The organism is Xanthomonas hortorum (genome assembly GCF_024339125.1).
In the GTDB taxonomy this organism is placed as follows: domain Bacteria; phylum Pseudomonadota; class Gammaproteobacteria; order Xanthomonadales; family Xanthomonadaceae; genus Xanthomonas; species Xanthomonas hortorum.
In genome coordinates, this window is sequence record NZ_CP101417.1 from 4,812,459 (window position 1) to 4,835,768 (window position 23,310).

Below are 23,310 nucleotides of genomic sequence, written 5' to 3' on the forward strand. Positions count from 1 at the left end.
CTGATGACCGAACCCACTTCCGTATCGAGCGGCTTTTTGATCGCCACCGGTGTGGGCCTTGCCTCCGTGCTGCCTGGCATCGACGGCGATGCGCTGATCGGCGCCTTCGCGGGTGGCGCGCTGTTCGTGGTGTCCGCCGCCAAGCAACCGCTGCTGGCGCGGCTGATCTATTTTCCGGTGAGCGTGATCGCCGGCTACCAGCTGGCGCCGGAAATCCTGCGCTGGTTACCGATCAAGTCCAGCGGTGTGGCCGCCTTCGCCAGTGCCGCGTGCGCCATCACGGTCACGCTGGGCCTGATCGAAAAGAGCAAGTCCTTCGACTTTTCCTTCCTACGTCGTGGAGGTCCGCCCAGTGCATAGCCTGGTCACCGTCCTGACGTTGATGGCCTCGCTCGCCATCTGCGTCCGCCTGCTTACCTACCACCGGCCCGTCGATGCACGCCACCGGCGTGGTGCGGGCTGGTGCGCGTGGCTGCTGATCGCCAGCACCGGCGGCCAGGCGCTGCACATCCTGCTGGCCGGCGCCGGCTCGCAAGTCAGTCTCTGGCACCTGGGCACGTTGATCGTGCTGGCGGTGCTCACCTACCGCGCCCAGGGCAATGTGGCGCGCATCCTGAAGGTCGATTGATGTTCACCGATACCCAGCTCGCCTCGATCATGCAGTGCTCGCCCCAACGCGCACAGCGCTGGCATGGCCCACTGCTCGCCGCTGCCAACCGATTTGGCATCACCACCAAGCGCCGCGCCGCACACTGGCTCGGCCAGGTCGGCCACGAAAGCCTGAGCCTGTCGCGCATGGAAGAAGGGCTGACCTACACCACCAGCGCACGGCTGCTGGAAGTGTTTGGCGCACGCATCACGCCGGCCCAGGCGCCCAAGTTCCTGCGCAACCCGGTCGGTTTGGCCAACTTCGTCTACGCCGACCGCCTGGGCAACGGCAACGAAGCCAGCGGCGATGGCTATCGCCACCGGGGCCGTGGTCCGATGCAGCACACCTTCCGGGGCAACTACCGCCGCATCGGTGTGCTGATCGGCTTGCCGGTAGAAGAGCAGCCAGATCTGCTGCTGCAGGTCGAACCCAGCGCACTGGGCGCGGCAGCGTACTGGCAAGACAACGGCCTCAGCGCGCTGGCCGATACGGGCGACGTGCTTGGCCTGGGCCGCAAGATCAACCTGGGCAATGTGCGCGCCAAGCGCTTGCCCGAGGGCCACAGCGATCGCGTCACGCGCACGCAGCGCGCCCTGCAGATCCTGGGCGTCAGCTGATGGTCACGCGCCTGATCATCCTGCTGGCGCTGATTGCAGTGCTTGTCGGTGGCTGCGTGTGGCAGGAGCAGCGAGTCAGCGCCGCGCAGAAAGACCGCGATGCAGCGTTGCTCGCCAAGCGCCAGGCCGAAGCGGAACGCGACAGCGCCAAAGGCTCCACCACCGTCGTGACGCAGTACGTCGACCGCGTGCAGATCGTGCGCGAAGTCGGCGCCACCATCACCCGCGAGATCCCGATCTATGTCACCCAGAAAGCTGACGCCGCTTGCGCTATCCCTGCTGGCTTTGTGCGGCTGCATGACGCCGCCGCCTCGGGCAACCCTGCCGGGCCGCCCACCGGAGATCCTGATGCGCCGGCCGCCGGCATTACGCTCTCTGGCATTGCCGGCACCGTCGCCGACAACTACACCAGCTGCCACGCCACCGCCGCGCAGCTGAGCGCACTGCAGGACTGGATCGACCTGCATCTGCCGGCAGCGACGCCATGATCAAGCCCGCCAGCCTGCGTGCGCATCTGGTGGCGGCCTTGCCGGATCTGGCACGTGATGCCGACCGGCTGCTGGTGTTTATCGACGCCGGCAGCCTGGTCAGCACGTTCCAGCCGGGGCTGTCGTTCGAGTACCAGTACACGCTCAACCTCATCGTGACCGACTACGCCGGCCACCCGGACAGCGTGATGCTGCCGCTGCTGGAATGGGTGCAGGTCAACCAGTCCGAACTGCTGTCCAATCCAGCGCGGCGCGGCGACATCGCCTTCGAGGCCGACATCCTCGCCAACGATGCGGTGGATCTGTCGATCAAGTTGCCACTGACCGAACGCGTGGTCGTGACGGCGAAAGATGGTGGCGGCTACGACATGACGCATGCGCCTGAGCCCGTGATCGATCCGACATGGATGAGCTGACCGCGCTGGAGAACTGGGCCGCGCCGCTGCTGGCGAGCCTGCAGCCGGGCGAACGCCGCACGTTGGCCCGCAAGATCGGAACGGAACTGAGGCGCTCGCAGAGCCAGCGCATCGGCAAGCAGCAAGCGCCCGATGGCACGCCGTACGCACCACGCAAGCAGCAGCTACGGCAGAAGTCAGGGCGCGTTAAACGCGCCAAGATGTTTGCCAAACTACGGCAACCCAAGTACTTCAAAATCAGCGCCAGCCCCAACGCGGTGAGCGTGGGATTCGTGGGGCGCGTGTCGCGCATTGCGCGCGTGCATCAAGAAGGTCTGGCCGAGAAAATTCGGCCAGACGGGCCTAGAGTTAGCTATGAGAAACGCACCTTACTAGGGCTGGCGAAGGCTGACTACGCACGTATTCGTGACATGCTAATTAGTCGTTTAGCCCCTTAAGGGCTTATTAGCTACGACTCAACGCATGACGAATTTTTGTGGCGCGAGAGGCTTCTATTGAAATATTTCTCGGCCGATAACCACGACTGTCTGTAAAAGCATCCATCCGCTCAGAAAGTGATTCATCCTGCTCTCTATTCCCTCCCGTACTAACATTTGTATCCAAACTTCCTGGCTGTCTCTTCTCCACTCCTTGAAGAACTTCGCGAGACTGACAATGCTTGTAAAATATAGGAGGAAGCACTCCCCACCCTTTAATCAGAAAGACTCCGTAATTACGAAAAAGTCCGGAGTCAAACGGACCATATTTTTTATGTCTTTCGCCTTGGTCAGCAATTGATCCGTGGTGTGCCAAATTGTCATGCCACCCCTCAAATACACTATTACGCTTCTGATACGCCGCCAAAGCGAAATCCAAAGCAAAAATCACACAGTCATTCAAGGACTTTTGGGCCTCTGCCTCAATCACCACCATGCGTGCACTGCCGCCAAACCTTGACCGGAGCATGGATGCGAGTTTTGTATATCCTGGCAAGGCCTTCTCGTTCGCGGCTGATGCAGATTCAAGCACAATCAAAGTAGATGCCCCATCCTCATGGTGTTTAACATCAACGGCGAAGTGGTGAACGTTAGGATAATCGCGCACGATAGCGCGCTGCCGACCTTGCGAACTACGTCCGGCCTCAAGGGAATCAATAAAATCGCCTACAGAATCGAATGCGCGGAGATTTAAATCTTCGTAGCGATAAGATGCAACCACCTCATGCAAATTGTCGATATCAATCATAGTGTCGCTATGAGTTGGCTGAATCCCACTGGCTAGGTTATCCAATGTATTCCTAGCATATTGGTGCAGGCTAGAATTATTGGCGCTAGACGATTGCGAATTCTGCAACTCGCTAGCCAGTAACTCAGCTTTACGACGCGGACGACTTGCCAACCCAGAAAAAGTTGCAGGCCTAGCAGGTGATGATCGCTCCGGCGATGATTGCGGAGAGTTCTCAGAAGATGATGGAGCTTGATAGCTTGGCTCCGGAACACTGCTTCTACTTGACTTGAAACCAAGAGATTTTAATATGCCTTTCATTAAATAAGACCTGTATAAACCAATATAGATCCTACCCGATCAAAAAGTGGCAAGCATTGCCGCTAGCGAAAGCCGTTTGACATAAGCGAAGCATCGACCCTCAATGAACCTTAATCAAATATTATATATTTTTAAGTTAGTTATATCGTATTTTTATTTATAGTGAAAGGAGGCTGCGAGTGCAGACAGGATCGCCCGATAAATTTAATGCCACTGGGTGGCGGATATGCAGACACCTCTGAAAATCGTTACTTGTTGTGAATTCTATTAAATATATTTATTGCATGAACCTGCATCAGATCGGCCCAGGACTAGAAGGCCCGATACGTGCGGCACAACTTGTAGCGCGTCGCTCTACAGGACATTTGTTTTGGTCTAAAGGCATCGATGGGGAAATCTACAAAGGTTTCCTATCGGTGCCATCATGGCTTCTTTCACTGCAGTCGACCTGTCTAAACTTCAGGCTCCGGATCTGATCGAGGTACTGGACTTCGAAACGATATTTACCCAGGCGCTTGCTCAGTTTCGCCGCCTGATGCCGGAATTCTCCGCGCTCACCGAATCAGATCCGGTCTACAAGCTCCTGCAGCTGTTCGCGGCCCGCGAGCTACTGATCCGCCAGCGCGCCAACGACAAGGCGCAGCAGACCATGCTGGCCTTCGCCACCGGCACCAACCTCGATCACCTCGGCGCGCTGTTCGGCGTTGCGCGTCTGGTGCTCGATCCGGGCCAACCGGAGAACGGCGTTGCACCGACCTACGAATCGGACGTGGACTTCCGCCGGCGGATCCAGCTGGCGCCGGAGGGCTTCAGTGTTGCGGGCCCCGAGGGCGCCTACATCTATCACGCGCTCAGCGCGGCGGCCGATGTCATGGACGCCAGTGCCACCAGCCCCGCACCTGGGCAAGTGCTGGTCACCGTGCAATCGCGCACCGGCGATGGCACCGCGCCGCAGGCACTGCTCGATCAAGTGGCCGCCATGCTCACCGATGACGACGTGCGGCCCATGACAGACGAAGTCGCGGTGCAGAGCGCTCAGATCGTCCTATACGCCATTCGCGGGCGCGTCTATACCTACGCTGGCCCAGACTCGGCGGTGGTCATGCGCGAGGCGCTGCGCAGCCTGCAGGCCTATCTTGCCGAGGCGCACCGCATCGGCCGCGACGTCCCCGAGTCGGCCATCAAGGCCAAGCTGTTCGCTGATGGCGTGCAGCGTGTTGAGTTGGACTCGCCTGCAGCCGACATCCGCATTAGCCGCACGCAGGCTGCGTACTGCACTGCGATCGACATCGTGCACGCCGGCATCGATGAGTAGTTCACCGCTGCCGCCCAATGCCACGCCGATGGAGCGCGCCCTGGCCGCCGTCACCGAGCGCCTGGAGGCGATCCCGCTGCCGTATCCAGACCTGTGGAATCCGGACACATGCCCGGCCGGCCATTTGCCGTGGCTGGCGTGGACGCTATCGGTCGACGACTGGAAGGCCGACTGGAGCGATGCGGTCAAGCGCTCGCGCCTGCGCAGCGCTATGGCAATCCAGCGCCGCAAAGGCACGGCCAACAGCGTGCGGATGGTGGTCGAGTCGTTCGGCGGCGCGGTGGCCATCCGCGAGTGGTGGCAGCAGGAACCGCGCGGCCTGCCGCACACCTTCGAGTTGGCACTGACGCTGACCGGTGCCGATGGGCAGAGCGCCAGCGCCAGGTTCGTCGAGGAAGTCATCGCAGAGGTCGAGCGCACCAAGCCTGTGCGTTCGCATTTCAGCTTCACCCAAGGATTCCAGGCCGAGGCCCGACTCAATGTCGTGGCGCGCGGCAGAACCACTTTGTTCCTGCGCCTGCAGGGCGAGGCGAGCTAGAGAGCACACATGCCCGGACTCAAACTCAAGATCACCACCGCCGGCCGCCAAGCTTTGGTCAATGCCAAGCAAACTGGCACCCAGGCGGTGACCATCGCCGCTGTCGGATTGACCAGCGTGGCGTTCGTGGCCGATGCCGCGCTCCCGGCGCTGCCGTCCGAGATAAAGCGCCTGACCACTATCGGTGGTTCGGTGACGGCCAAGGACACGATCCACGTGTCGGTGCGCGACGAATCCAACGCCGTCTATAGCTGCTACGGGTTCGGCCTGTACCTGGCAGATGGCACCCTGTTTGCCGCTTACGGCCAGCCGGCATTGCTGGTGGAGAAGTCCGGTGCAGCCTCTGTGCTGCTGGCGATCGACGTGGTGCTGGCCGACGTAGACACCGCGCAGATCACCTTTGGCGATACCAACTTCACCGATCCAGCGGCGACGGTGGACGTGCCGGGTGTGGTGCGCTTGTCCACCGACGCGCAAGCAATCGAAGGGCTGGACAAAGAGCGGGCAGTGTCGCCGGCCAACCTGATTGCCGTATTGAATGCGCGCCTGGGCGATGCAGCGCCCACCGAATTCATCAAAGGGCTATTGGCACGTCCCACTGCGGCAGCGGCGCGCAACATGCTCGGCCTCCGCTCTGCGGCAACGTTTCATGTTGGCACTGGCAATAGCCTGGATGCTGACCTTTTGGACGGACAGGAGGGTGCGTGGTATCGCGACTTCCGCAACATGCTCAACGTCCCGCAGTCATTCATGCTGCCGGGCCAGATTGTGGTCATGGCCTCGCCCTATCCGCCGACCGGTCTGCTCGTCTGCGATGGTGCGGCCATCTCGCGCACCAAATACGCGGCGCTTTTCGCTGCTATCGGCGGGATCTACGGTGCAGGCGACGGCAGCACCACGTTCAACTTGCCCAAGATCAAGGACGGCACCGTCATTACCCACACCAGCGTCGCAGCGTCGGTGGGTTCGTATGGCGCCGGCCAGGTCATTTCCCACACGCATGGTGCCAGCGCCGCAGCCGTGGGCGATCACGCGCATTACATCGCGCTGTACGGCGCCGGCAACCATTCCCACGGCGCGAGTGCCAGTGCTTCTGGCGATCACGCCCACGGCGCATGGACCGATGCACAGGGCTACCACGCCCACGGTGGTAGCACCAGCGCCTCCGGCGACCACCAACATCCGGGAGTGATTCCCTCCAATGCTATCAACGGCTACGGCATCTACCGCGAGCGCGACAACGATGCATCGCCCTCCGATGGCTGGACGGGTGCCGGCGGCAACCATGCCCATAGCATCGCAACCGAGGCTACAGGGAACCATGTCCACAACATCGGCATGAACGGCGCTGGCAACCACAGCCACAGCATTGGCATCGGCGAGGGAGGCAATCACGCCCATGACGTAGATCATCGGGGTGCCGGTGCCCACAACCACGCGATCACCGTCAACGCAGCCGGCGGCACAGACAACCTGCCGGCCGGTTTGCGCATGACCTACTGCATTGCCTACTGAGAACTGACCATGACCAACCCGTTGCCACGCACCAGCACTGCCTACGCCTTTGATCCCACCACCGGTGAGTACACCGGCCCAGTGACGGTCTATCTCTCCGAGCTTGAAGGGCGCTACCCGCTACCGCCCAACACGGTTGCCATCGCGCCAGCGCCGCCAGCAGGGCTGTATCAACGGCATCGCTTGTCGCCAGCGTCGGCGACATGGGAGCTGGTCCCGGACTATCGCGGCGTGATGCTCTACAGCATTGACATCGCCGTGCCAGTCGCCAACACGCTTGCCTTGGGCGATGCACTGCCGCAGGGTTACACCACCTCGCAGCCGATCGCGTTCCTCCCCAGCGACTACCGCCGCAACGTCTGGGACGAGACACGCGCGAGCTGGCGTGCAGATCCGGACTACAGCACAGCGCTGGTCTGGGAGAAGTCCACCGGTACGATCGTGCCGCGCCTGGCCGCTGGCGTCGCGTTGCCAGGGCAACTGACCACGGTCGCACCACCGATTTCCGTTGACGGCACGCTGGTGTGGGATGAAGGTGGACAGGCCTGGTCGGTTCAACCCAGCACGCCCGATGCAGCCGCCGTGTAGCTAAGCGCTTTACGCACCAATTGCAGTGCGCAAGACGCTGCAGCCACTGACCATGGCTGCATGGGTAACGCATCCTCCGCACTAAGTAACGCCATTCGCCTCGGCACCGTTGCCGAGGTGAATCTCGCCACCGCGCGATGCCGCGTGCAAGTCGGCGAAATGCTGACCGACTATCTGCCCTGGGTGGTCACCTTAGCCGGCACCACCATCATCTGGTCGGCGCCGGCGATCGGTGAACAAGTCGTGGTGCTATCGCCGGCCGGCGACCTGGCCGATGGCCTGGTACTACGCGGCCTGTATTCCGACCAATTCGCAGCGCCTGCTGCTTCCGATACGTTGCACGTGCTGCGCTTCGCCGATGGCGCGCAGATCCACTACGACACCGAGGCGCATGCGCTGCAGGCCACGCTGCCCAGTGGTGGCACCGCGACAATTACGGCCGATGGCGGCATCACACTCAACGGGCCGCTGACGGTCAACGGCGATGTGCACGTAGTCGGCACCGCTACCGCAACCACCGACGTACTCGGCGGCGGGATAAGCCTCAAGAATCACAAGACGACCGGCGTGACCGCCGGTAGTGCGCTGAGCGGTGGCCCGCAGTGATCGGCGTCGATGCCACCACCGGCCGTGTGATCGAGGGCGAGCAGCATCTGGCCCAGTCGATCGCCTGCATCCTCACCACGCCCATCGGCACGCGCGAGCAGCGCCGCGACTTTGGCTCGCTGCTGCCCGAGCTGATCGACCAGCCGTTCAATGGCGCCACCCGCACGCTGCTCTACGGCGCTACGGCCACCGCATTGATGCGCTGGGAGCCGCGCCTGCGCCTGACTCGCGTCGACCTGGTCGTCGGCGATGCCCCTGGCCGCTTTGTGCTGACGATCGAAGGCGAACGCACCGACGTTGCCCCCGCCAATGCGCGCTCGCGCATGACCATCCCGCTCCGCTTCCGCTCGTCCTGATCGAGGAACCTATGTCTACTGCCTACCACCACGGCGTCCGCGTCATCGAAGTCAGCGCGGGCACGCGCACCATCCGCACCGTCTCCACTGCTGTCGTCGGCCTGGTCGCAACGGCCGCCGATGCGGATGAGAAAGTCTTTCCACTCAACAAGGCAGTGCTGATCACCGATGTGCTCGGTGCCATCGCCAGTGCCGGCACCAAGGGCACGTTGCGCGCCACGCTGCAGGGCATTGCCGACCAGACCAACCCGGTGACCATCGTCGTGCGTGTGGCCGAGGACGCAGATGCGGCCAAGACGTCCACCAACGTCATCGGCGAGGCCAAGTCCAGCGGTTACACCGGCCTGTATGCGCTGCTCGCCGCGCAAGCGCAGCTGGGCGTTCGCCCGCGCATCCTGGGCGCGCCGGGCCTGGACACGCTGCCGGTGGCCAAGGCATTGGCGACCATCGCCAAGAAGCTGCGCGCCATGGCGTATGCGCGGCCTGTCGCAGACACCGTGGCCGAGGCGGTCACCTACCGTGGGCAGTTCAGCGATCGCGAGTTGATGCTGATCTGGCCGGACTTCCTGGCTTTCGACACCGCTACCAGCACCACGACGGCGGCATATGCCACTGCGCGTGCGCTCGGCCTGCGCGCCAAGATCGACACCGAACAGGGCTGGCACAAGAGCCTGTCCAACGTGCCCGTGGCTGGCGTCACCGGCATCTCCAAGGATGTGCATTGGGATCTGCAGGATCCGGCCACCGATGCCGGCATCCTCAACGAGGGCGACATCACCACGCTGGTGACGTTCAACGGCCAGCGCTTCTGGGGATCGCGCACGTGCGCGGAGGACAACATGTTCGCCTTCGAGACGGCCACGCGCACCGCGCAGATCCTGGCCGACACCATCGCCGAAGGCGTGGCGTTCTACGTCGACAAACCGATGCACCCCTCGCTGGTCAGGGATCTGATCGAAACGATCAACGCCAAGTTCCGCGACCTGAAGTCGTCGGGCTACTTGATCGATGCCAACGCCTGGTACGACGGCATGGTCAACAGCGCCACCACGCTCGCCGATGGCGCGCTGCGCATCGATTACGACTACACGCCGGTGCCACCGCTGGAGAACTTGCAGCTGTACAAGAAGATCACCACCAGCTACCTGGCCGACTTCGCCGAACGCGTCAACGCGTAACGCACCCGCCTCAGATTCCCGGAGAACCCCATGGCTTTGCCCAAGAAACTCAAAGCGCTCAACCTGTTCAACGACGGTGAGAGCTATCTCGGCCAGGTGGTCGAAGTGAAGCTGCCCACGCTGTCCCGCAAGATGGAGGAGTATCGCGGCGGCGGTATGAATGGCCCGGTCGACATCGACTTCGGCCAGGAGAAGATCGAGCTCGAATGGAAGTGCGGCGGCCTGATGCGCAGCGTACTGAATCAGTACGGCGCCACCACGCACAACGCCGTGCAGCTGCGCTTTGCCGGCGCCTATCAGCGCGACGACAGCGGCGATGTGGACGCGGTGGAAGTGGTGGTGCGCGGCCGCCACAAAGAGATTGATCCGGGTAACGCCAAGTCAGGCGATGACACCGAGTTTTCGGTCAAGACCTCGGCCAGCTACTACAAGCTGAGTATCAATGGCGTGCCCGTAATCGAGATCGATCTGATGAACATGATCGAGATCGTCAACGGCGTGGATCTGCTCGCCCCTCACCGCCGCGCCATCGGCGCCTGACCCTTCCGGCCTGGCGCCGCCGGGCCTCCGCCTTGAGACCTTCCGATGACCCCGACCTTTTCCCCAGCCATTCCCCTCGACCAGCCCATCGCGCGCGGCGAGCAAACCATCACCGACCTCAAGGTGCGCAAGCCCGGCGCAGGCGAACTGCGCGGCCTCAAGCTCACCGACGTGCTGCAGCTGGATGTCACCGCGCTGGCAACACTGCTGCCGCGCATTTCCTCGCCCACGCTGACCACCGCCGACGTCAATGCGATGGATCCGGCCGACCTGCTGGCGGTAGGCCAAGAGGTGCAGGTTTTTTTCTTGCCGAAGGCCCAGAGGGAAGCGGATTTCCCGACTGCGTAGAGGATGCGATGGCCGACATCGCGGCCATCTTCCACTGGCCGCCGTCTGAAATGAACGGCTGGTCGCTGCACGAACTCACGGCGTGGCGCGAGCGTGCCCGCCTAAGAAGCGGAGCCGAATGATGCATCACCCAACGAACGAGGCCGCCTAAATGGCGGCCTCCGACAATCTGCGCCTGCAGGTCATCCTGGCCGCCGTCGATCGCGCCACCGGCCCGTTCCGCCGTGTGCTCAATGGCAGCCGTGGCGTTGCCACCGCACTGCGCAGTCAGCGCGACGCGTTGCGGCAGCTCAACAGCCAGCACCGCGACATCGGCGCCTATCGCGAACAGGTGGCGTTGGCACAGCGGGCCAAGACCGCGCTCGATGCGCAGCGCCAATCGGTGCGCACGCTTGCTCAGCAGATCAAGGCCACCGGCACGCCCACCGCTGCCATGAATGCCGAGTTCGAACGCGCCGTGCGCACCGCACGCGAACTCAAGACCGTCCACGGCGCGCAGGAAGCTGGCCTACAGCGACTGCGTGGTCGTTTGGAGACGGCCGGGATCAGCACGCGCGAGCTGGTCACACATGAGCGCCGCCTGCGCACTGAGATCGAGAGCACCAACACTGCGATGCGCGCCCAGCAGCAGCGCCTGGCGGCGATCGATGCTGCGCAACGGCGCAGCGCCCGGATCCAGAGCGCTGGCCTGCAGGCGAGCGCCTACGGCGCCGGCATGGCATTCGCCGGCCAGCGCGCACTGGGTGCCACTGCGCTGCCGATCAGCGATGCGATGGAGTTCGAGTCGGCCATGGCGGACGTGCGCAAGGTCGTGGACTTCAAGACGCCGCAGCAGTTCTTGCAGATGGGGCGAGATGTCGAAAACCTCTCCATGCGCCTGCCGATGCTTCCGGCCGAGATTGCCAAGATCGTGGCGGCCGCCGGCCAGGCCGCCATCCCGCGCCAGGAGCTGGTCCGCTTCGCCGAGGACGCGGCCAAGATGGGCGTGGCCTTCGACAGCAGCGCCGAGGACGCCGGCCAGACCATGGCCACCTGGCGCACAGCGTTTCGCATGGGCCAGGCCGAAGTCGTCGTGCTGGCCGACAAGATCAACTACCTCGGCAATACCGGCCCGGCCAGCGTCAACAAGATCAGCGCGGTGGTGAACCGCATTGGTGCCCTCGGCGAGGTCGCCGGCCTGCAGAGCGGGCCGCTGGCGGCCCTGGGCGCCACTGTCGCCGGCATGGGCATCGAGTCGGAAGTCTCGGCCACCGGCATCAAGAACATGCTACTCACCCTGGCATCGGGCGAATCGGCCACCAAGAGCCAGCGCGAGGCCTTTGACAAGCTCAGCATCAAGGCCACCACCATGGCCGAGGTCATGCAGAAGGATGCAGGCGGGGCGATCATGTCGGTGCTGCAGAAGCTGCGCGCACTGCCCAAGGCCGAGCAGGCCGCGACCATGACGCAGCTGTTCGGGCGCGAGTCGATCGGCGCGATCGCGCCGCTGCTGACTAATTTGGAGCTGCTGCAGGGCAACTTCGCCAAGGTGGCTGACGCACAGCGCTATGGCGGATCGATGTCGGCCGAGTACGCATCGCGGGTGGCCACCTCGGCCAACTCGCTGCAGTTGCTGAAGAACACCGCTGTGGTGGTGTCGCAATCGATCGGCCAGACCCTGCTGCCGCAGTTCAAGCAACTGACAGAGCGCACGGCTGCGGTGGTCGGCCAGGTCACGACGTGGATCCGCGCCAATCCGGTGCTGGTGGGTGCGATCGCCAAGACGGCGATCGCCGGCGCCGCGCTGGTCACGATTCTGGGCGGGCTGCTGGTGGCCGGCGGCGTGGCCGCGATGGCGTTCTCGCAGATCCACGGTGCGGTAGCACTGCTGTCCGGCGGTGGCGGCTTGGGTGCGCTGCTGCGGCAGGGGCTGGCGTTCGGCGGCCGTGTGCTGCCGATGCTCGCCAATGGCGCGCGCCTGCTGCTGCCGCTGCTCGGCGGCGTCAGCCTGCCGGTGCTGGCGATCGGCGCGGCCGTCGCTGCGGTGGCGCTGCTGGTGTGGAAATACTGGGGGCCGATCAAGGCGTTCGCCATCGGTGTGTGGCAAGGCATCGTTGATGTTGCCGCGCCGGTGCTCGCCGAGCTGAAGACCGCGCTCGCGCCACTGGCGCCGGTGTGGGACACCGTGGCCGCTGCGATGGGCCAAGCCTGGGCGTGGGTCAAGCAGCTGCTGACGCCGTTCGAGGCCACCACCGCGCAGTTGCACGGTGCAACGCAGGCAGGTCGCGGCTTCGGGCAGATCATTGGCGCGGTGCTGGTCACCCAGCTGCAGCTAGCCGTCAAGGCGATCGGCTGGCTGGTGCAGGCGTTTGTGTTTGTGCTGCCAGTGATCAAGCAGATCCTCGGCGGCGTGTGGCAAACCGTCCAGGGCACGTGGTCGCTGATCGTGGGCGTGTTCACCGGCAACGGCGATCGCATCCGCCAAGGGCTGCTGCAGCTGTGGGCCGGCATCAACCTGCAGCTGGCCAACTGGCCGGCCCGGATGCTGCAGGCCGGCGCCGACATGATCAGCGGTCTTGTCCAGGGCATCCGCTCCAAGCTCGGCGCCGCCAGCAATGCGATCGCCAGCGTCGGCACCGGCGTGGTCGATCGCTTCAAGGGCCTGCTGGGCATCCACAGCCCCTCGCGCGTGTTCGCCCAGCTGGGCGACTTCACCATGCAGGGCCTGAGCGTGGGTCTGCAGCGCGGCCAGGGCGCGCCTGTGCAGGCCGTCATGGCGCTTGGCAACCGGATGCGTGCGGTGGGCGCCGGCCTGGCCCTGGCAACTGCCACAGCGCCGGTGACGGCGATCGACAGCCGGGCGCCGCTGTCGGCCCCTACGCGCGCCGCCAGCGCGCATGCAGGCGGCAACAGCTACGTCATCCACGTCCATGCCGCACCGGGCATGGATGCGACTGCACTGGCGCGCGAAGTCGCCCGCCAGATCGAAGAGCGCGAACGCCGCGCGGTGGCCACCCGCCGTTCCAGCCTGCGCGACGACTGAGGATCCACCCCGATGATGATGTCCTACGGCACGTTTGTGTTTGCCCTCGATAGCGCCGCGTATCTGCAGCTGCAGCGGCAGATGAGTTGGCGCCACCCCACCAGCGAGCGTGTCGGCGCGCGAGCGGCCAGCCAGTTCCTGGGTCCAGGCGATGAAACCATCGAGCTATCAGGCCTGATCGCGCCGGACCTGACCGGCTCGCGTGGATCGCTGACCACGCTGCGCAGACTCGCAGCCGCCGGCGAGCCGCTGCCGCTGGTCGACGGCACCGGCTGGGTGTATGGGCCGTATGTGTTGCTGGCGGTCAACGAGACGGCCTCGCTGTTCTTCCCGGATGGCACACCGCGCCGCGTCGAGTTCCAACTGAGCCTGCGCCGCACCGACGACGTTGCGCCCGAGGCGACCGCCGCATGAGCTACCCGATTCCGCAGTGGCGCGTAGTGCTCGACGGGACCGACCTCACCGAGCGCATCGCACCGCGCCTGCTCGATCTCACCCTCACTGAATGCCGTGGCGGCGAAGCCGACCAACTGGATCTGCGCATCCACGACCACGACGGCAAGATGGCGCTGCCCAAACGCGGCGTGCGCCTGGCCGTGGCGCTGGGCTGGAAAGCTACCGGCCTGATCGACAAAGGCACCTTCATCGTGGACGAGGTGGAATACAGCGGTGCGCCCGACATCATCACCGTGCGCGCGCGTAGTGCGGATCTGACTGCAGACATGCGCACGCGGCGCGAACGCAGCTGGCACAACACCACGCTGGGTGCAGTGCTCAATACGCTCGCCGGCGAGCATGGGCTGACGCCGCGCGTGGCCGAGGCGCTCGCGCGCACAAAGCTGCCTCATCTCGACCAGGCCAACGAGAGCGATATGAATCTGCTTACACGTTTAGGGCAGCGCTTCGATGCGGTGGCCACAGTGAAGGCCGGTGCGTTGCTGTTTGCGCCGATCGGCGCCGGCACCACGGCGACCGGCAAACCGCTGCCGACTGTCACCCTGACGCGGCGCGACGGCGACCAACACCGCTACTCCGTGGCCGACCGCGATGCCTACACCGGCGTGCGTGCGTACTGGGTAGACAAAGGCAAGGCGCGGCGGCAGTCGGTGCTAGTTGGCACGGATGACAACGCCAAGCGCCTGCGCGAGTCGTATGCAGATGAGGCGACGGCACGCCAGCATGCGCATGCGGAGCTGGAGCGGGTCAAGCGCGGCATGGCAAAGTTCGATTACACCCTCGCAGTCGGGCGCCCTGATCTCTTTCCAGAGCACATCGTCACGGTGAGCGGTTTCAAGCCGGAAATTGATCGGCAACGCTGGCTGATTGCGAAGACAACCCACGCCATCACCGGCTCAAGCGGCTTCAACACTTCACTTGAGTTGGAAAGTGCGTCGTGAGTGTTCGCGCAACTCTGTCACTGGCGTATCCTTCGATCCGGTGTGACACATCAACAGCGAACCATCGCTCGATACTCCGCATCCCATCAGCTGATCCTGAGCATGCGCAACAGCACGGGCGTATGTGGCAAAACCCGACGTCGGCAACCAGTATTGGTGCAGCGTCAAACCACCAATTCTTGATACCAGTATTTCCGGAAAGAACATAGCGTCGACGGTAGCTGCGTGTGCCGTCAGAACGTAATCACCAACCTGTCGAATCATGTCCGCATCCATGCATCGTTAATCTAAGTGCTGCGAATTGTACGCCCGCTGCAGAGCCCGTTTCATCGGTGCATCACCTACAGCTTGTGTAGGACTTCCCTGATATCCAGTCAGACATAGCCTCTGTAGCTTCGCTCATGGATGTCAGGTCATTTCGCGCTGCCAGGACGGCGGCGAATGGATCGCAAGGAGCCGTGCGCCGACACCTTGAAAAGCCGCCGGCATATACCGGCGGCTTTTTTTTGACGCCCTACGCCTGAATTAAGCCGACCCGCGAAGCGGATTCGGCCTGAATGAATTGTTAGGCCGCTTGCGCAAGGATGGCGTCTATATTGTCAATGACCTCGCGCGCACTCTCGACTCCGCTTGCGTAGTACTCAGGAGAAAAGAATGCAGTATCAGACTGCGCCTCTGATTGAAGATGCTCAACACGAGCTTCAAGAAGCCACAGGAAAGTGTCTCTGTCATACCTCGCGAGAGAATCCGCAATTTCGCGACTCATAAGTCCCTGGTTGATGGCTACGACGTAGAGGTATTGCCCAAGAAAGGATTTTCGTATGTCCATCTGCCAAGATCCTGTAAGTTGCTAGAGAAAAAGGGAAAACGGCCTAACACCCGCACCAGGCTGGATACCCAAGCGGCGTAGCAGGCATGCATGGTCTGCTATCCGCGCAAGAGCACTCGGAGCCGCGCTTTTTCGCGAACTATCCGGTGATGCAAATCCGTCATGATCTGCGTCTCTGCATCGATCACATGCTGCCAATGATTTTTCTTTATCTTTAGGTGGTCAAGCATACAAAAGCGAGTGGTCAAGGGAATCAAAGCAAAGACCAGCACATAGACGAGAAGATCCAGCGAAGTGGAGCTTGGTGGCAGTTGGTGGGGCAGCGTCGCCCAGATAAACGCTGTCAGCGCCATCCACGGAAGCGAACACACTGCTGACCAAAAGCGCGCCTGCCTTAGCGTTTCTTCAGAAGTGCTGTAAGCAAACTGCAAAGCGGACAGCGACACCTCTGCGGGCGGTGCAGACTCAACGTGGTAATGCTGTTCGATGCGCTCAGCAACGTTGAGCTGTCCGACTTCTGAGTCGCTCACTCCGACATGCGTAGGCGCGTTGTGCGAATTGGTTCCCATTCCTGACACCTTTGCAATTTAAAGCCTAAACGTCACCGGGTAACTGCCGATAACGCACTCTTTTGCGAGGACCAGCTGTCCGATCTGCAGTTCGATCACGACTTCTTTTTTTTCCGGCCACCCATGTTGATCTGCATGTTGCTTTGATTGATCGCAGCCGTGGTGGTCACCATATGACCCACCCGGCTGTTGTCGTTAAACGTCACCACAGGCGCAGCTCTCTCACTGACATTCCTTGCAAGTCCAAGGTTGTCCAGCATCGCAGCGCGCATCTCCTGCGGCGCCGCGCGGAACGCGGCCACCAGCGCCGCCTCGGAAGGGTCTAACTCCATCCGGTGCTCCAACAGCACGTACACGATGTCCACACCACGCGCGTGTGCAGCCAATAAATAAGCTCCTCCGGGCATGTTCTGGTCCTTCTCGAAGTAAAGCTGTGCCCACTTCGAGATGCCACAAGCGTCGGCCATCTCCTGCTGCGTAAGGCGCAGGCGCTTCCGTTCTTCCTTCAGGCGTTTCCCTACAGTCACTAAGGTTTTTCCTCATATTGACAAAGTTGGTGTTAACACCAACAATTTCCAAAACCACAGACGACCGCCACCGATGCCCCGCAACGTGCAATCTCAGCAGCAGTTCCATCCTCGAACCACAGCAGAGGCGCGGGAATGGTTGGTGTCCAACGGCATTACGGTCTCTGGATTCGCCCGGCAACTTGGGGTGAATCGCACTGTTGTCGACGATCTGCTCCGAGGCCGCTCGCAAGGCAAGTACGGAGATTCGCACACAGCTGCAATTGCACTCGGCCTCAAAGCACCGCCGAATTATGCCGCAAAAGTCCAAACTTCCAAGCACTCTAGGGGGTGAGCATGTTCGGTCGGAAAAAAATCGTCTTCCGCTGCGAGGCCTGTAGCGCAAGGCTCATCAAACGCACCAGCTTCCTCGCACATAAGTTCCTTCGGCATGACTCCTATGTGTGCGAGAACCCGATGTGTGGCGCTACTTACACAGGCCATTCGGAGTTGACCGGTATTGCCAGCCCCAGCGGCGTGCCCACCTCACACAGCGAGCTTCCACCGACACCGGCGCTCCAACGCGCCCAGGCGCTACAGGCCTACCGCGAGTCGCTCGGCGACCGTCAGCTGGATCTGATTCCCGTGAGCGGCGAGCCGTTCTTCCCTCACATCTGAGGCACCCCTAATGCGAAAGACCCTTGATTGGGCGGCATTGCCGCCCACGGCGAAGCTTTGCCTGGAAGTCGCGCTAGTTCATGGCGGCCTGTTGAAAACCGAGCACGGTTACATCGGCCGCAATGCGCCTGCGCAGACCGCGCAGCGCTTCGGTGCGGTCGTGGTGGCCACCCTCATGCGCGAAGGACTTGCAACGTCTGACGGCACCAATGAGCGCCTTGTCGTGCTGACCGATGCCGCAGCCGTTTTGTTCCATCTCCAACTCGCAAACAGTGAGGTCGGCTCGTGATGCACGCCAATAGCTGGTTCACCGCACAGGAGCCGCGATTCGTAGATGCGGCAAGCAATGTGCCGCAGCGCATCGCGCCGCACGCCAAACACGAAGAGGCGCGCCTTCTAGCTGCTGCCGTTGACGCGCACCGCCGTGCCGGCGGCGCTTATCTCGTGATCGACAACGCCACAGCTTCGCTCGCGCCTCAGCGCCGGCTCGGCGTCTAAGGAAGTTTCGATGCAAGAGGATCTGCGGCAACAGGTGCTGTCCCGACTAGAGCGGGATTACGGACTCAAGCACCGGAGTGGTACCGAGTACATGCGCGGCGGCAAGTGCCCGTCGTGCAGCAAAAAAGAGCTCTACACCAACCATCTCAAGCCATGGGTGGTGAAGTGCGGCCGTCAATCCAAGTGCGGGCGCGAACTGCACGTCAAGGATCTGTATGACGACCTGTTCGACGACTGGTCCAAGCGCTTTCAGCCAACGCCTGCGGCTCCCAATGCTGCAGCCGATGCTTACCTGCAGTTCTCGCGTGGTTTCGACCTGGCGCCGCTGAAAGGTCTCTACACCCAGGACAGCCACTACGATCGCAAGATCAGCGCCGGCACCGCAACCGTGCGCTTTGCGCTGGTCAAGGGCGGCTGGTGGGAGCGCCTGATCGATCGCCCGCACCGCTTCGGCAAACAGAAGGCGCGCTTTGCTCCAGGCCAGAGCTATGCGGGTGTGTGGTGGGCGGCGCCTGCCGCGCTGACAGCCATGCAGACGGCACGCGAGGTGTGGATCGTTGAGGGCATCTTCGATGCGATCGCGCTCCTGCAGCACGGCGTGTGCGCGGTATCGGCCATGTCTTCCAACGCATTCCCAGAGGAATCGCTGCGCGAGCTGTGCAAGGCACGCATGGCCGATCTTCCGACGCTTGTGTGGGCACTGGACAACGAGCCAGGCGCCCGTGCGTACACGCACAAGCACATCAAGCGTGCAGCAGCGTTGGGCTTCGACTCGCGGGCCGCGCAGATCGTCCAGCGCGATAGCAAGAAGACCGACTGGAACGACCTACATCTGCGCGCTATCGCGTCGGACGATCCCAAGCAGTGGGACAACGACGTCAAGGAAGCCCGCTACCAGGGCGACCTGCTCGTGGCCCGCTCGGCGGTAGACAAAGGCCTGCTGATGTTCGAGCACGACGGCCGCAACGACTTCTGGCTGGAGTACCGCTCACGCCTGTACTGGTTCGATTTCGACACGCAGCGCTTCGACAAGCTGCGCAAGGAGAAGCTGGGGGACATCGATGCCGACGACGGCGACGAGGTTGCAGCCGAGGATCTGAAGAAGATCAAGCGCGCCGCCTGTTCAGTCCAGAAAATCGCCAACTGCTACCCCGAGGCGCTGTACTTCCAACGCCAGGAAGTCACGGATGAGAGCTGGTACTACTTCCGCGTCGATTTTCCGCACGACGGCCCTAGCGTAAAGGGCACCTTTACCGGTGGTCATGTCTCCAGCGCGTCCGAGTTCAAAAAGCGTCTCATCTCGCTGGCCGCCGGCGCCATGTTCACCGGCACCGGCCACCAGTTGGACCGCCTGATCGAGGAGCAAACCGAGGCAATCAAGACGGTCGATGCCATCGACTTCGTGGGCTACAGCAAGGAACACCGCGCCTACCTGCTCGGCGATATGGCTGTGCGCGACGGAGAGCTGGTGACGGCCAACGAGGAGGACTACTTCGAGTTCGACAAGCTGCGCTTGAAGACCACGCAGAAGTCCATCCGATTGGAGATCCAGCGCGACGCCGAGGCTTTCCGCGTGGATTGGCTACCATGGCTGTGGCAGTGCTTCGGCACGCACGGCATGGTCGCCATGACGTTCTGGTTTGGCTCGTTGTTCGCCGAGCAGATCCGCGCCGGGCACAAGAGCTTTCCGTTCCTTGAAGCCACCGGTGAAGCCGGCGCCGGCAAGACCACGCTGTTGACGTTCCTGTGGAAGCTGCTGGGCCGCTCGGACTACGAAGGCTTCGACCCGGCCAAGTCGTCCAAGGCCGGCCGTGCACGCGCCATGGGCCAGGTGTCCGGCATGCCGGTCGTCCTGCTGGAGGCCGACCGCAGCGAGCCGGACAAAGCGCACTCCAAGACGTTCGAGTGGGATGAGCTGAAGGACTTCTTCGGCGGCGGCACCCTAGCAACGCGCGGCGTGCGCAACGGCGGCAACGAGACCTACGAGCCACCGTTTCGCGGCACGATCGTGATCACACAGAACGCTGCGGTGGACGCCAGCGAGGCGATCCTCACGCGCATCGTGAAGTTGCACTTCAAGCGACCGCAGGTCACCACCGAAAGCCGTATCGCGGCCGACAACCTCAACGCGCTGCAGGTCGAAGAAGTCAGCCACTTCCTCGTGCGTGCCATTCGCCAAGAGCGCGCAATCCTCGATCTGTTCGCTGAGCGGGTGAAGGTATTTGAGGCCAAGCTTCGCGCTCAGCAAGATCTACGCCTTGAACGCGTCATCAAGAACCATGCGCAGATGCTGGCGCTGTTCGACTGTCTGCGCCTGGTTGTCGCTCTACCTGACGACATGGTCGAGCAGACGCGGCTCGCGTTGTTGGACATGGCGCTGGAACGACAAAAGGCGATCAGCGCAGACCACGCGATGGTCAACGAATTCTGGGAGGTCTACGAATACCTCGAGGCGACCGGCCACGGCAAAGCTGTGGTCAATCACAGCCGCGACGCGCAGCGCATTGCGATCAACCTCAATCACTTCGCTGCACGTGCTTCGCAATTCAGTCAGCCAGTACCCGATCTCAAGGTGCTACGTGCGCTGCTCGGGGACTCGCGCCGGCACAAGTTCATGGGCGCAAACGTGGCCGTCAACAGCGCCGTCCTCAAGGACGATCTGACCGGCGTCGGCACCACCGTGAAGTGCTGGGTGTTTCAGAAATGAGCGCGCTTTCTCATGTTGGAAATTTTGGGAAATTTTCGTTGACATCCGCCCAGGATCGGAGCAACCATTACTTCGTCGCCGCACAATCGGCGACCGGGCTTGGCAGCCCGATTACTCAGGCGCACCAGCGCCCATCGACCGATGCAAGGCGCTTTTTTGTTGCCCTGCATCGCGCCGGGCACGTGCTTGCCATCTTTATGGCGGGCGGTACGTGGAGGGCTTCGGCCCTGCCGGCTCCTGAGTCCGGTCTGCCAACCCGTGCCGTCCGCCACCCTGCTTGGCAGCGGGTTGGCGGACTCCAATCTACTCAGGAGTCCAGCATGTCCTACGACACCCAAGAAGCGCCCGCGTCTGCGGCGCGCCAGGTCGCACACTATTTCGGCCTGATCGCCAACACCCTCGAATGGAACCATGCCGCGTGGCTGAGCCTGATGGCGCGCCTCGAAGGCACTGGTAAGGCCATCCACGCCCTCACGCTTGCTGACGTTGCTGCAGCGATCGCTGTCGTCGATGCTGCGTATACGGAGGCGCAGCGATGAGCGCCAACAAGCAATTTCGCGTCTGCGCAGGCGTCATCCTCAGCTTCGAGATGATGCAGGGCTATGTGCTGGCAATGCTGCATTCCGATGCGCAGCACGACGTGGCACCGGTGCTGATCGCCTGCGAAGCCACTGGCTTTGATGACGTGTTGCTGGGTGGCGATGCGCAGAGCGTGGTGCTGGGCCGGCTGCATGTCTGCATGCGTGTAGATCGTGCAGTCGAGGTGCTCACCTGGCTGCAGAAACAAGCAGGCGCCAACGGAACCGCACGATGAACACGGCGCAGGCACTCGCTTATCCAGAAGACGCCGATTACACGATCAGCGAAGAAGAACACGACCGCCTATGGCGCGTGCAGCAAGCAGCCAGCTTGCTTGCCACTCTCAATCACAACATCGCCACACGTGCAGGAATCAGCCACGACGGCATCGCCGCTGTTGCCGATTTCATGCGCGAAGAGTTGCTCGACATCGCCTGCGGCGCCAGGCACCTGCGTGAACCCACCAAGCCGCCAACCGGCGCCGATTTGATCTGACCGTTCCAGCGGGTCCGGCGGGCGGTGCGTCAACACCGCCCCTGGACCTTCCATCAACGAAGCTCGAGGAGAGCCACATGCAACAGCACGCTGTCACACGCCCGCAGATTTCCAGTGCCGGACCCTACCAGGAGGCTACCACGCCCGTCGGAGCCGACTTCGACTTAGCCGCAGGCAAGGACTGCAGCGCGATCGCCACGCTCTACATCACCCACGACGCGGTAGTGGCGGTGGCCGCTCTGACCATGGGGCAGCACAGCAGTGCCGCCCAGCGCTGGGAGCGCCGCCGAGGCCCTGGCAAAGAATGGAAGCTGATCAGCGGCCCACGCCTAACCAGCGAGGCCGGCCGGATCAGCAATGCGTTGGCCGAATTTATGGACGATCTGGATTTTCCTTTCGACCTGGCCAACATGCTGCCGCGCCGCCCGACCGCTGCCGCCGAGGCGGCGATCGCTGCTGCCGCGCGGGAGGTGGCGCATGCTTAATTTGGCCCTGATCATGATTGCGCCGACGATCGGCGGCGCGCTGCTCTACCGCCTGTGGATCTCGCGCCCGACGCATACCGCATATATCGGGCTGGCCGTAGGGCAGATCCCGCAGCGCCTGCGTCGCCGCACCCACATGGCTGTAAGGCGGGAGGCTGCTCATGGCTGAGTCGGTCATCCTTCTCGGCCCGCAGGGCAGCTGCAAATCTCTCAACGCCGAGGCTCTATGTCGAGAACTCGGCCTGCAGGAGGTCATCGAACTGGACGAAATGTTGTTCACGTTCCGCGCTGATCGCCTGGAGTCTTCCGGGCAACTGATCCTGACCTGCGACGATCAGCAAGCCAGTACCTTGTCGGTGCGCTGGGGGTTGCGCCTCATGCGTGTCGAGGAAGCACGCGCCCAGCTCGGCACCGCATGGAGGACGCAGCCATGAACCTGCAGCGCACGATCGAGGTTGCTCGCGCGGCTGCGCGTATGGGAGAGCCTGGTCCTTTGTCTACCGGAGAAGCGCTGACCGCCGCTCTGGTGCTGAATCGTGCCGATTGGCTGGCCGAGATGGACTACACCATCGCCGAGGCGCTGGACCGTATCGACTCCGACACCGTGCAGCATCTGCGGGATGCCGAACGCGCATTGCGCCGGGAGGTACCGTGACGCAACGTCAGGTCGACCACAACACACCACTGCCGGGCTGTAGGAACGGCCACACCGCGCGCCACATCCTCGACCTTCGCCGTCCTGAGGCTGGTGGCGGGCACTTCGTGGAGTGCGCCTGCGGGCGCACGCAGAAGCATCCCAGCTTCGAGCTGGCCATCGCCGAGTGGCGACGTGGCAACGGGATCCGCGCGGCGCGTCAGCCCCGTCCA

Annotated in this window: 35 protein-coding genes and 1 pseudogene; 32 read left to right on the plus strand and 4 right to left on the minus strand. The window is 62.8% G+C overall.

Annotated elements, in window-relative coordinates; translation table 11 throughout:
- Nucleotides 1-3: 3 nt before the first annotated feature.
- Genes NMB96_RS20630 through NMB96_RS20655 form a run of 6 tightly spaced genes read left to right on the plus strand, consistent with a single transcriptional unit; the run spans nucleotide 4 to nucleotide 2,607 of the window.
- The gene (locus tag NMB96_RS20630) at nucleotides 4-360 is read left to right on the plus strand and encodes a phage holin family protein (RefSeq protein WP_005929454.1); all 357 of its coding nucleotides are present in this window, start codon (nucleotides 4-6) and stop codon (nucleotides 358-360) included.
- Complete coding sequence (locus NMB96_RS20635; RefSeq protein ID WP_005922189.1) at nucleotides 353-628, plus strand: phage holin family protein; 276 nt, start codon at nucleotides 353-355, stop codon at nucleotides 626-628. The genes NMB96_RS20630 and NMB96_RS20635 overlap by 8 nt, the downstream gene beginning before the upstream one ends.
- Entirely contained in the window at nucleotides 628-1,266 is a 639-nt protein-coding gene (locus tag NMB96_RS20640) for a glycoside hydrolase family 19 protein (protein WP_023904835.1), read from the plus strand. The genes NMB96_RS20635 and NMB96_RS20640 overlap by 1 nt, the downstream gene beginning before the upstream one ends.
- Nucleotides 1,266-1,754, plus strand: coding sequence for a hypothetical protein (locus NMB96_RS20645; protein WP_183086715.1), 489 nt, complete (start codon nucleotides 1,266-1,268; stop codon nucleotides 1,752-1,754). Before NMB96_RS20640 ends, NMB96_RS20645 begins: the two co-directional genes overlap by 1 nt.
- Nucleotides 1,751-2,170 (plus strand): phage tail protein, encoded by a 420-nt coding sequence (locus NMB96_RS20650; RefSeq protein WP_006450514.1) that lies wholly within the window; start codon nucleotides 1,751-1,753, stop codon nucleotides 2,168-2,170. The genes NMB96_RS20645 and NMB96_RS20650 overlap by 4 nt, the downstream gene beginning before the upstream one ends.
- Complete coding sequence (locus tag NMB96_RS20655; protein WP_023904836.1) at nucleotides 2,158-2,607, plus strand: phage virion morphogenesis protein; 450 nt, start codon at nucleotides 2,158-2,160, stop codon at nucleotides 2,605-2,607. The genes NMB96_RS20650 and NMB96_RS20655 overlap by 13 nt, the downstream gene beginning before the upstream one ends.
- Nucleotides 2,608-2,614: 7 nt before the next feature.
- Here the strand turns inward: NMB96_RS20655 and xopJ are convergent, their stop codons facing one another.
- A complete protein-coding gene (gene xopJ / locus NMB96_RS20660) occupies nucleotides 2,615-3,694 on the minus strand; it encodes a YopJ family type III secretion system effector XopJ (protein ID WP_084217905.1) in 1,080 nt (359 codons plus the stop codon).
- 424 nt (nucleotides 3,695-4,118) lie between these two features.
- Here xopJ and NMB96_RS20665 point away from each other — a divergent pair, with 424 nt between their 5' ends.
- The 13 genes from NMB96_RS20665 to NMB96_RS20725 are packed head-to-tail and all read left to right on the plus strand — an operon-like array spanning nucleotide 4,119 to nucleotide 15,097.
- Nucleotides 4,119-5,009 carry a baseplate assembly protein gene (locus NMB96_RS20665; protein WP_183086714.1) on the plus strand — a complete coding sequence of 297 codons (891 nt, stop codon included), beginning with the start codon at nucleotides 4,119-4,121 and terminating at the stop codon, nucleotides 5,007-5,009.
- On the plus strand, nucleotides 5,002-5,547 hold the full coding sequence (locus tag NMB96_RS20670; protein WP_023904838.1) for a phage tail protein I: 546 nt from the start codon (nucleotides 5,002-5,004) through the stop codon (nucleotides 5,545-5,547). The genes NMB96_RS20665 and NMB96_RS20670 overlap by 8 nt, the downstream gene beginning before the upstream one ends.
- 9 nt (nucleotides 5,548-5,556) lie before the next feature.
- Nucleotides 5,557-7,062, plus strand: a complete 1,506-nt coding sequence (locus NMB96_RS20675; protein ID WP_023904839.1) for a phage tail protein — start codon at nucleotides 5,557-5,559, stop codon at nucleotides 7,060-7,062.
- Between the two features lie 9 nt (nucleotides 7,063-7,071).
- The gene (locus NMB96_RS20680; RefSeq protein WP_023904840.1) at nucleotides 7,072-7,650 is read left to right on the plus strand and encodes a hypothetical protein; all 579 of its coding nucleotides are present in this window, start codon (nucleotides 7,072-7,074) and stop codon (nucleotides 7,648-7,650) included.
- Nucleotides 7,651-7,710: 60 nt separating this feature from the next.
- Nucleotides 7,711-8,256, plus strand: coding sequence for a phage baseplate assembly protein V (locus NMB96_RS20685; RefSeq protein WP_023904841.1), 546 nt, complete (start codon nucleotides 7,711-7,713; stop codon nucleotides 8,254-8,256).
- Complete coding sequence (locus NMB96_RS20690; protein WP_015472846.1) at nucleotides 8,253-8,612, plus strand: GPW/gp25 family protein; 360 nt, start codon at nucleotides 8,253-8,255, stop codon at nucleotides 8,610-8,612. Before NMB96_RS20685 ends, NMB96_RS20690 begins: the two co-directional genes overlap by 4 nt.
- An 11-nt stretch (nucleotides 8,613-8,623) precedes the next feature.
- Nucleotides 8,624-9,790: a phage tail sheath protein gene (locus NMB96_RS20695; RefSeq protein WP_023904842.1), complete on the plus strand. Its 1,167-nt coding sequence runs from the start codon at nucleotides 8,624-8,626 to the stop codon at nucleotides 9,788-9,790.
- A 30-nt stretch (nucleotides 9,791-9,820) separates the two neighbouring features.
- Nucleotides 9,821-10,330, plus strand: coding sequence for a phage major tail tube protein (locus tag NMB96_RS20700; protein WP_023904843.1), 510 nt, complete (start codon nucleotides 9,821-9,823; stop codon nucleotides 10,328-10,330).
- 45 nt (nucleotides 10,331-10,375) lie between these two features.
- Nucleotides 10,376-10,678: a phage tail assembly protein gene (locus tag NMB96_RS20705; RefSeq protein ID WP_023904844.1), complete on the plus strand. Its 303-nt coding sequence runs from the start codon at nucleotides 10,376-10,378 to the stop codon at nucleotides 10,676-10,678.
- 8 nt (nucleotides 10,679-10,686) lie between these two features.
- The gene (locus tag NMB96_RS20710) at nucleotides 10,687-10,800 is read left to right on the plus strand and encodes a GpE family phage tail protein (RefSeq protein WP_011258456.1); all 114 of its coding nucleotides are present in this window, start codon (nucleotides 10,687-10,689) and stop codon (nucleotides 10,798-10,800) included.
- Nucleotides 10,801-10,829: 29 nt separating this feature from the next.
- Nucleotides 10,830-13,700, plus strand: a complete 2,871-nt coding sequence (locus NMB96_RS20715) for a phage tail tape measure protein (protein WP_023904845.1) — start codon at nucleotides 10,830-10,832, stop codon at nucleotides 13,698-13,700.
- Nucleotides 13,701-13,712: 12 nt separating this feature from the next.
- Complete coding sequence (locus tag NMB96_RS20720; RefSeq protein WP_005929505.1) at nucleotides 13,713-14,114, plus strand: phage tail protein; 402 nt, start codon at nucleotides 13,713-13,715, stop codon at nucleotides 14,112-14,114.
- Nucleotides 14,111-15,097: a phage late control D family protein gene (locus NMB96_RS20725; RefSeq protein WP_023904846.1), complete on the plus strand. Its 987-nt coding sequence runs from the start codon at nucleotides 14,111-14,113 to the stop codon at nucleotides 15,095-15,097. Before NMB96_RS20720 ends, NMB96_RS20725 begins: the two co-directional genes overlap by 4 nt.
- On the opposite strand, the gene NMB96_RS20730 is transcribed toward NMB96_RS20725, so the two are convergent.
- The 3 genes from NMB96_RS20730 to NMB96_RS20740 all read right to left on the minus strand — a co-directional run bounded on the left by NMB96_RS20730 (nucleotide 15,071) and on the right by NMB96_RS20740 (nucleotide 17,022).
- Nucleotides 15,071-15,361 (minus strand): hypothetical protein, encoded by a 291-nt coding sequence (locus NMB96_RS20730; protein WP_225970118.1) that lies wholly within the window; start codon nucleotides 15,359-15,361, stop codon nucleotides 15,071-15,073. The two genes, NMB96_RS20725 and NMB96_RS20730, sit on opposite strands and share 27 nt — an antisense overlap.
- Nucleotides 15,362-16,024: 663 nt before the next feature.
- Entirely contained in the window at nucleotides 16,025-16,495 is a 471-nt protein-coding gene (locus NMB96_RS20735; RefSeq protein ID WP_255085538.1) for a hypothetical protein, read from the minus strand.
- 95 nt (nucleotides 16,496-16,590) lie between these two features.
- Nucleotides 16,591-17,022, minus strand: coding sequence for a helix-turn-helix domain-containing protein (locus tag NMB96_RS20740; protein WP_023903419.1), 432 nt, complete (start codon nucleotides 17,020-17,022; stop codon nucleotides 16,591-16,593).
- Between the two features lie 73 nt (nucleotides 17,023-17,095).
- Here NMB96_RS20740 and NMB96_RS20745 point away from each other — a divergent pair, with 73 nt between their 5' ends.
- From NMB96_RS20745 to NMB96_RS20805, 13 genes and pseudogenes are all read left to right on the plus strand, one after another.
- Nucleotides 17,096-17,356, plus strand: a complete 261-nt coding sequence (locus NMB96_RS20745) for a helix-turn-helix domain-containing protein (protein ID WP_043889093.1) — start codon at nucleotides 17,096-17,098, stop codon at nucleotides 17,354-17,356.
- A gap of 2 nt (nucleotides 17,357-17,358) precedes the next feature.
- Nucleotides 17,359-17,454 (plus strand): annotated as a pseudogene (locus tag NMB96_RS20750) (ogr/Delta-like zinc finger family protein); the annotation flags it as partial.
- A 24-nt stretch (nucleotides 17,455-17,478) separates the two neighbouring features.
- Nucleotides 17,479-17,679 carry a hypothetical protein gene (locus tag NMB96_RS20755; protein ID WP_255086998.1) on the plus strand — a complete coding sequence of 67 codons (201 nt, stop codon included), beginning with the start codon at nucleotides 17,479-17,481 and terminating at the stop codon, nucleotides 17,677-17,679.
- Nucleotides 17,680-17,689: 10 nt separating this feature from the next.
- Nucleotides 17,690-17,968: a hypothetical protein gene (locus NMB96_RS20760; RefSeq protein ID WP_023903417.1), complete on the plus strand. Its 279-nt coding sequence runs from the start codon at nucleotides 17,690-17,692 to the stop codon at nucleotides 17,966-17,968.
- Complete coding sequence (locus NMB96_RS20765; protein WP_043889092.1) at nucleotides 17,965-18,177, plus strand: hypothetical protein; 213 nt, start codon at nucleotides 17,965-17,967, stop codon at nucleotides 18,175-18,177. Before NMB96_RS20760 ends, NMB96_RS20765 begins: the two co-directional genes overlap by 4 nt.
- Before the next feature lie 10 nt (nucleotides 18,178-18,187).
- Nucleotides 18,188-20,884 (plus strand): toprim domain-containing protein, encoded by a 2,697-nt coding sequence (locus tag NMB96_RS20770; protein WP_023903415.1) that lies wholly within the window; start codon nucleotides 18,188-18,190, stop codon nucleotides 20,882-20,884.
- Between the two features lie 320 nt (nucleotides 20,885-21,204).
- Entirely contained in the window at nucleotides 21,205-21,423 is a 219-nt protein-coding gene (locus NMB96_RS20775; protein WP_023903414.1) for a hypothetical protein, read from the plus strand.
- The gene (locus NMB96_RS20780; RefSeq protein ID WP_023903413.1) at nucleotides 21,420-21,698 is read left to right on the plus strand and encodes a hypothetical protein; all 279 of its coding nucleotides are present in this window, start codon (nucleotides 21,420-21,422) and stop codon (nucleotides 21,696-21,698) included. Before NMB96_RS20775 ends, NMB96_RS20780 begins: the two co-directional genes overlap by 4 nt.
- Nucleotides 21,695-21,958, plus strand: coding sequence for a hypothetical protein (locus NMB96_RS20785; RefSeq protein ID WP_023903412.1), 264 nt, complete (start codon nucleotides 21,695-21,697; stop codon nucleotides 21,956-21,958). Before NMB96_RS20780 ends, NMB96_RS20785 begins: the two co-directional genes overlap by 4 nt.
- Nucleotides 21,959-22,035: 77 nt before the next feature.
- Nucleotides 22,036-22,443 (plus strand): hypothetical protein, encoded by a 408-nt coding sequence (locus NMB96_RS20790; protein ID WP_023903411.1) that lies wholly within the window; start codon nucleotides 22,036-22,038, stop codon nucleotides 22,441-22,443.
- A complete protein-coding gene (locus NMB96_RS20795; protein WP_043889091.1) occupies nucleotides 22,436-22,612 on the plus strand; it encodes a hypothetical protein in 177 nt (58 codons plus the stop codon). The genes NMB96_RS20790 and NMB96_RS20795 overlap by 8 nt, the downstream gene beginning before the upstream one ends.
- A complete protein-coding gene (locus NMB96_RS20800) occupies nucleotides 22,605-22,877 on the plus strand; it encodes a hypothetical protein (protein ID WP_023903409.1) in 273 nt (90 codons plus the stop codon). The genes NMB96_RS20795 and NMB96_RS20800 overlap by 8 nt, the downstream gene beginning before the upstream one ends.
- A complete protein-coding gene (locus NMB96_RS20805) occupies nucleotides 22,874-23,098 on the plus strand; it encodes a hypothetical protein (protein WP_023903408.1) in 225 nt (74 codons plus the stop codon). Before NMB96_RS20800 ends, NMB96_RS20805 begins: the two co-directional genes overlap by 4 nt.
- Nucleotides 23,099-23,310: the final 212 nt, after the last annotated feature.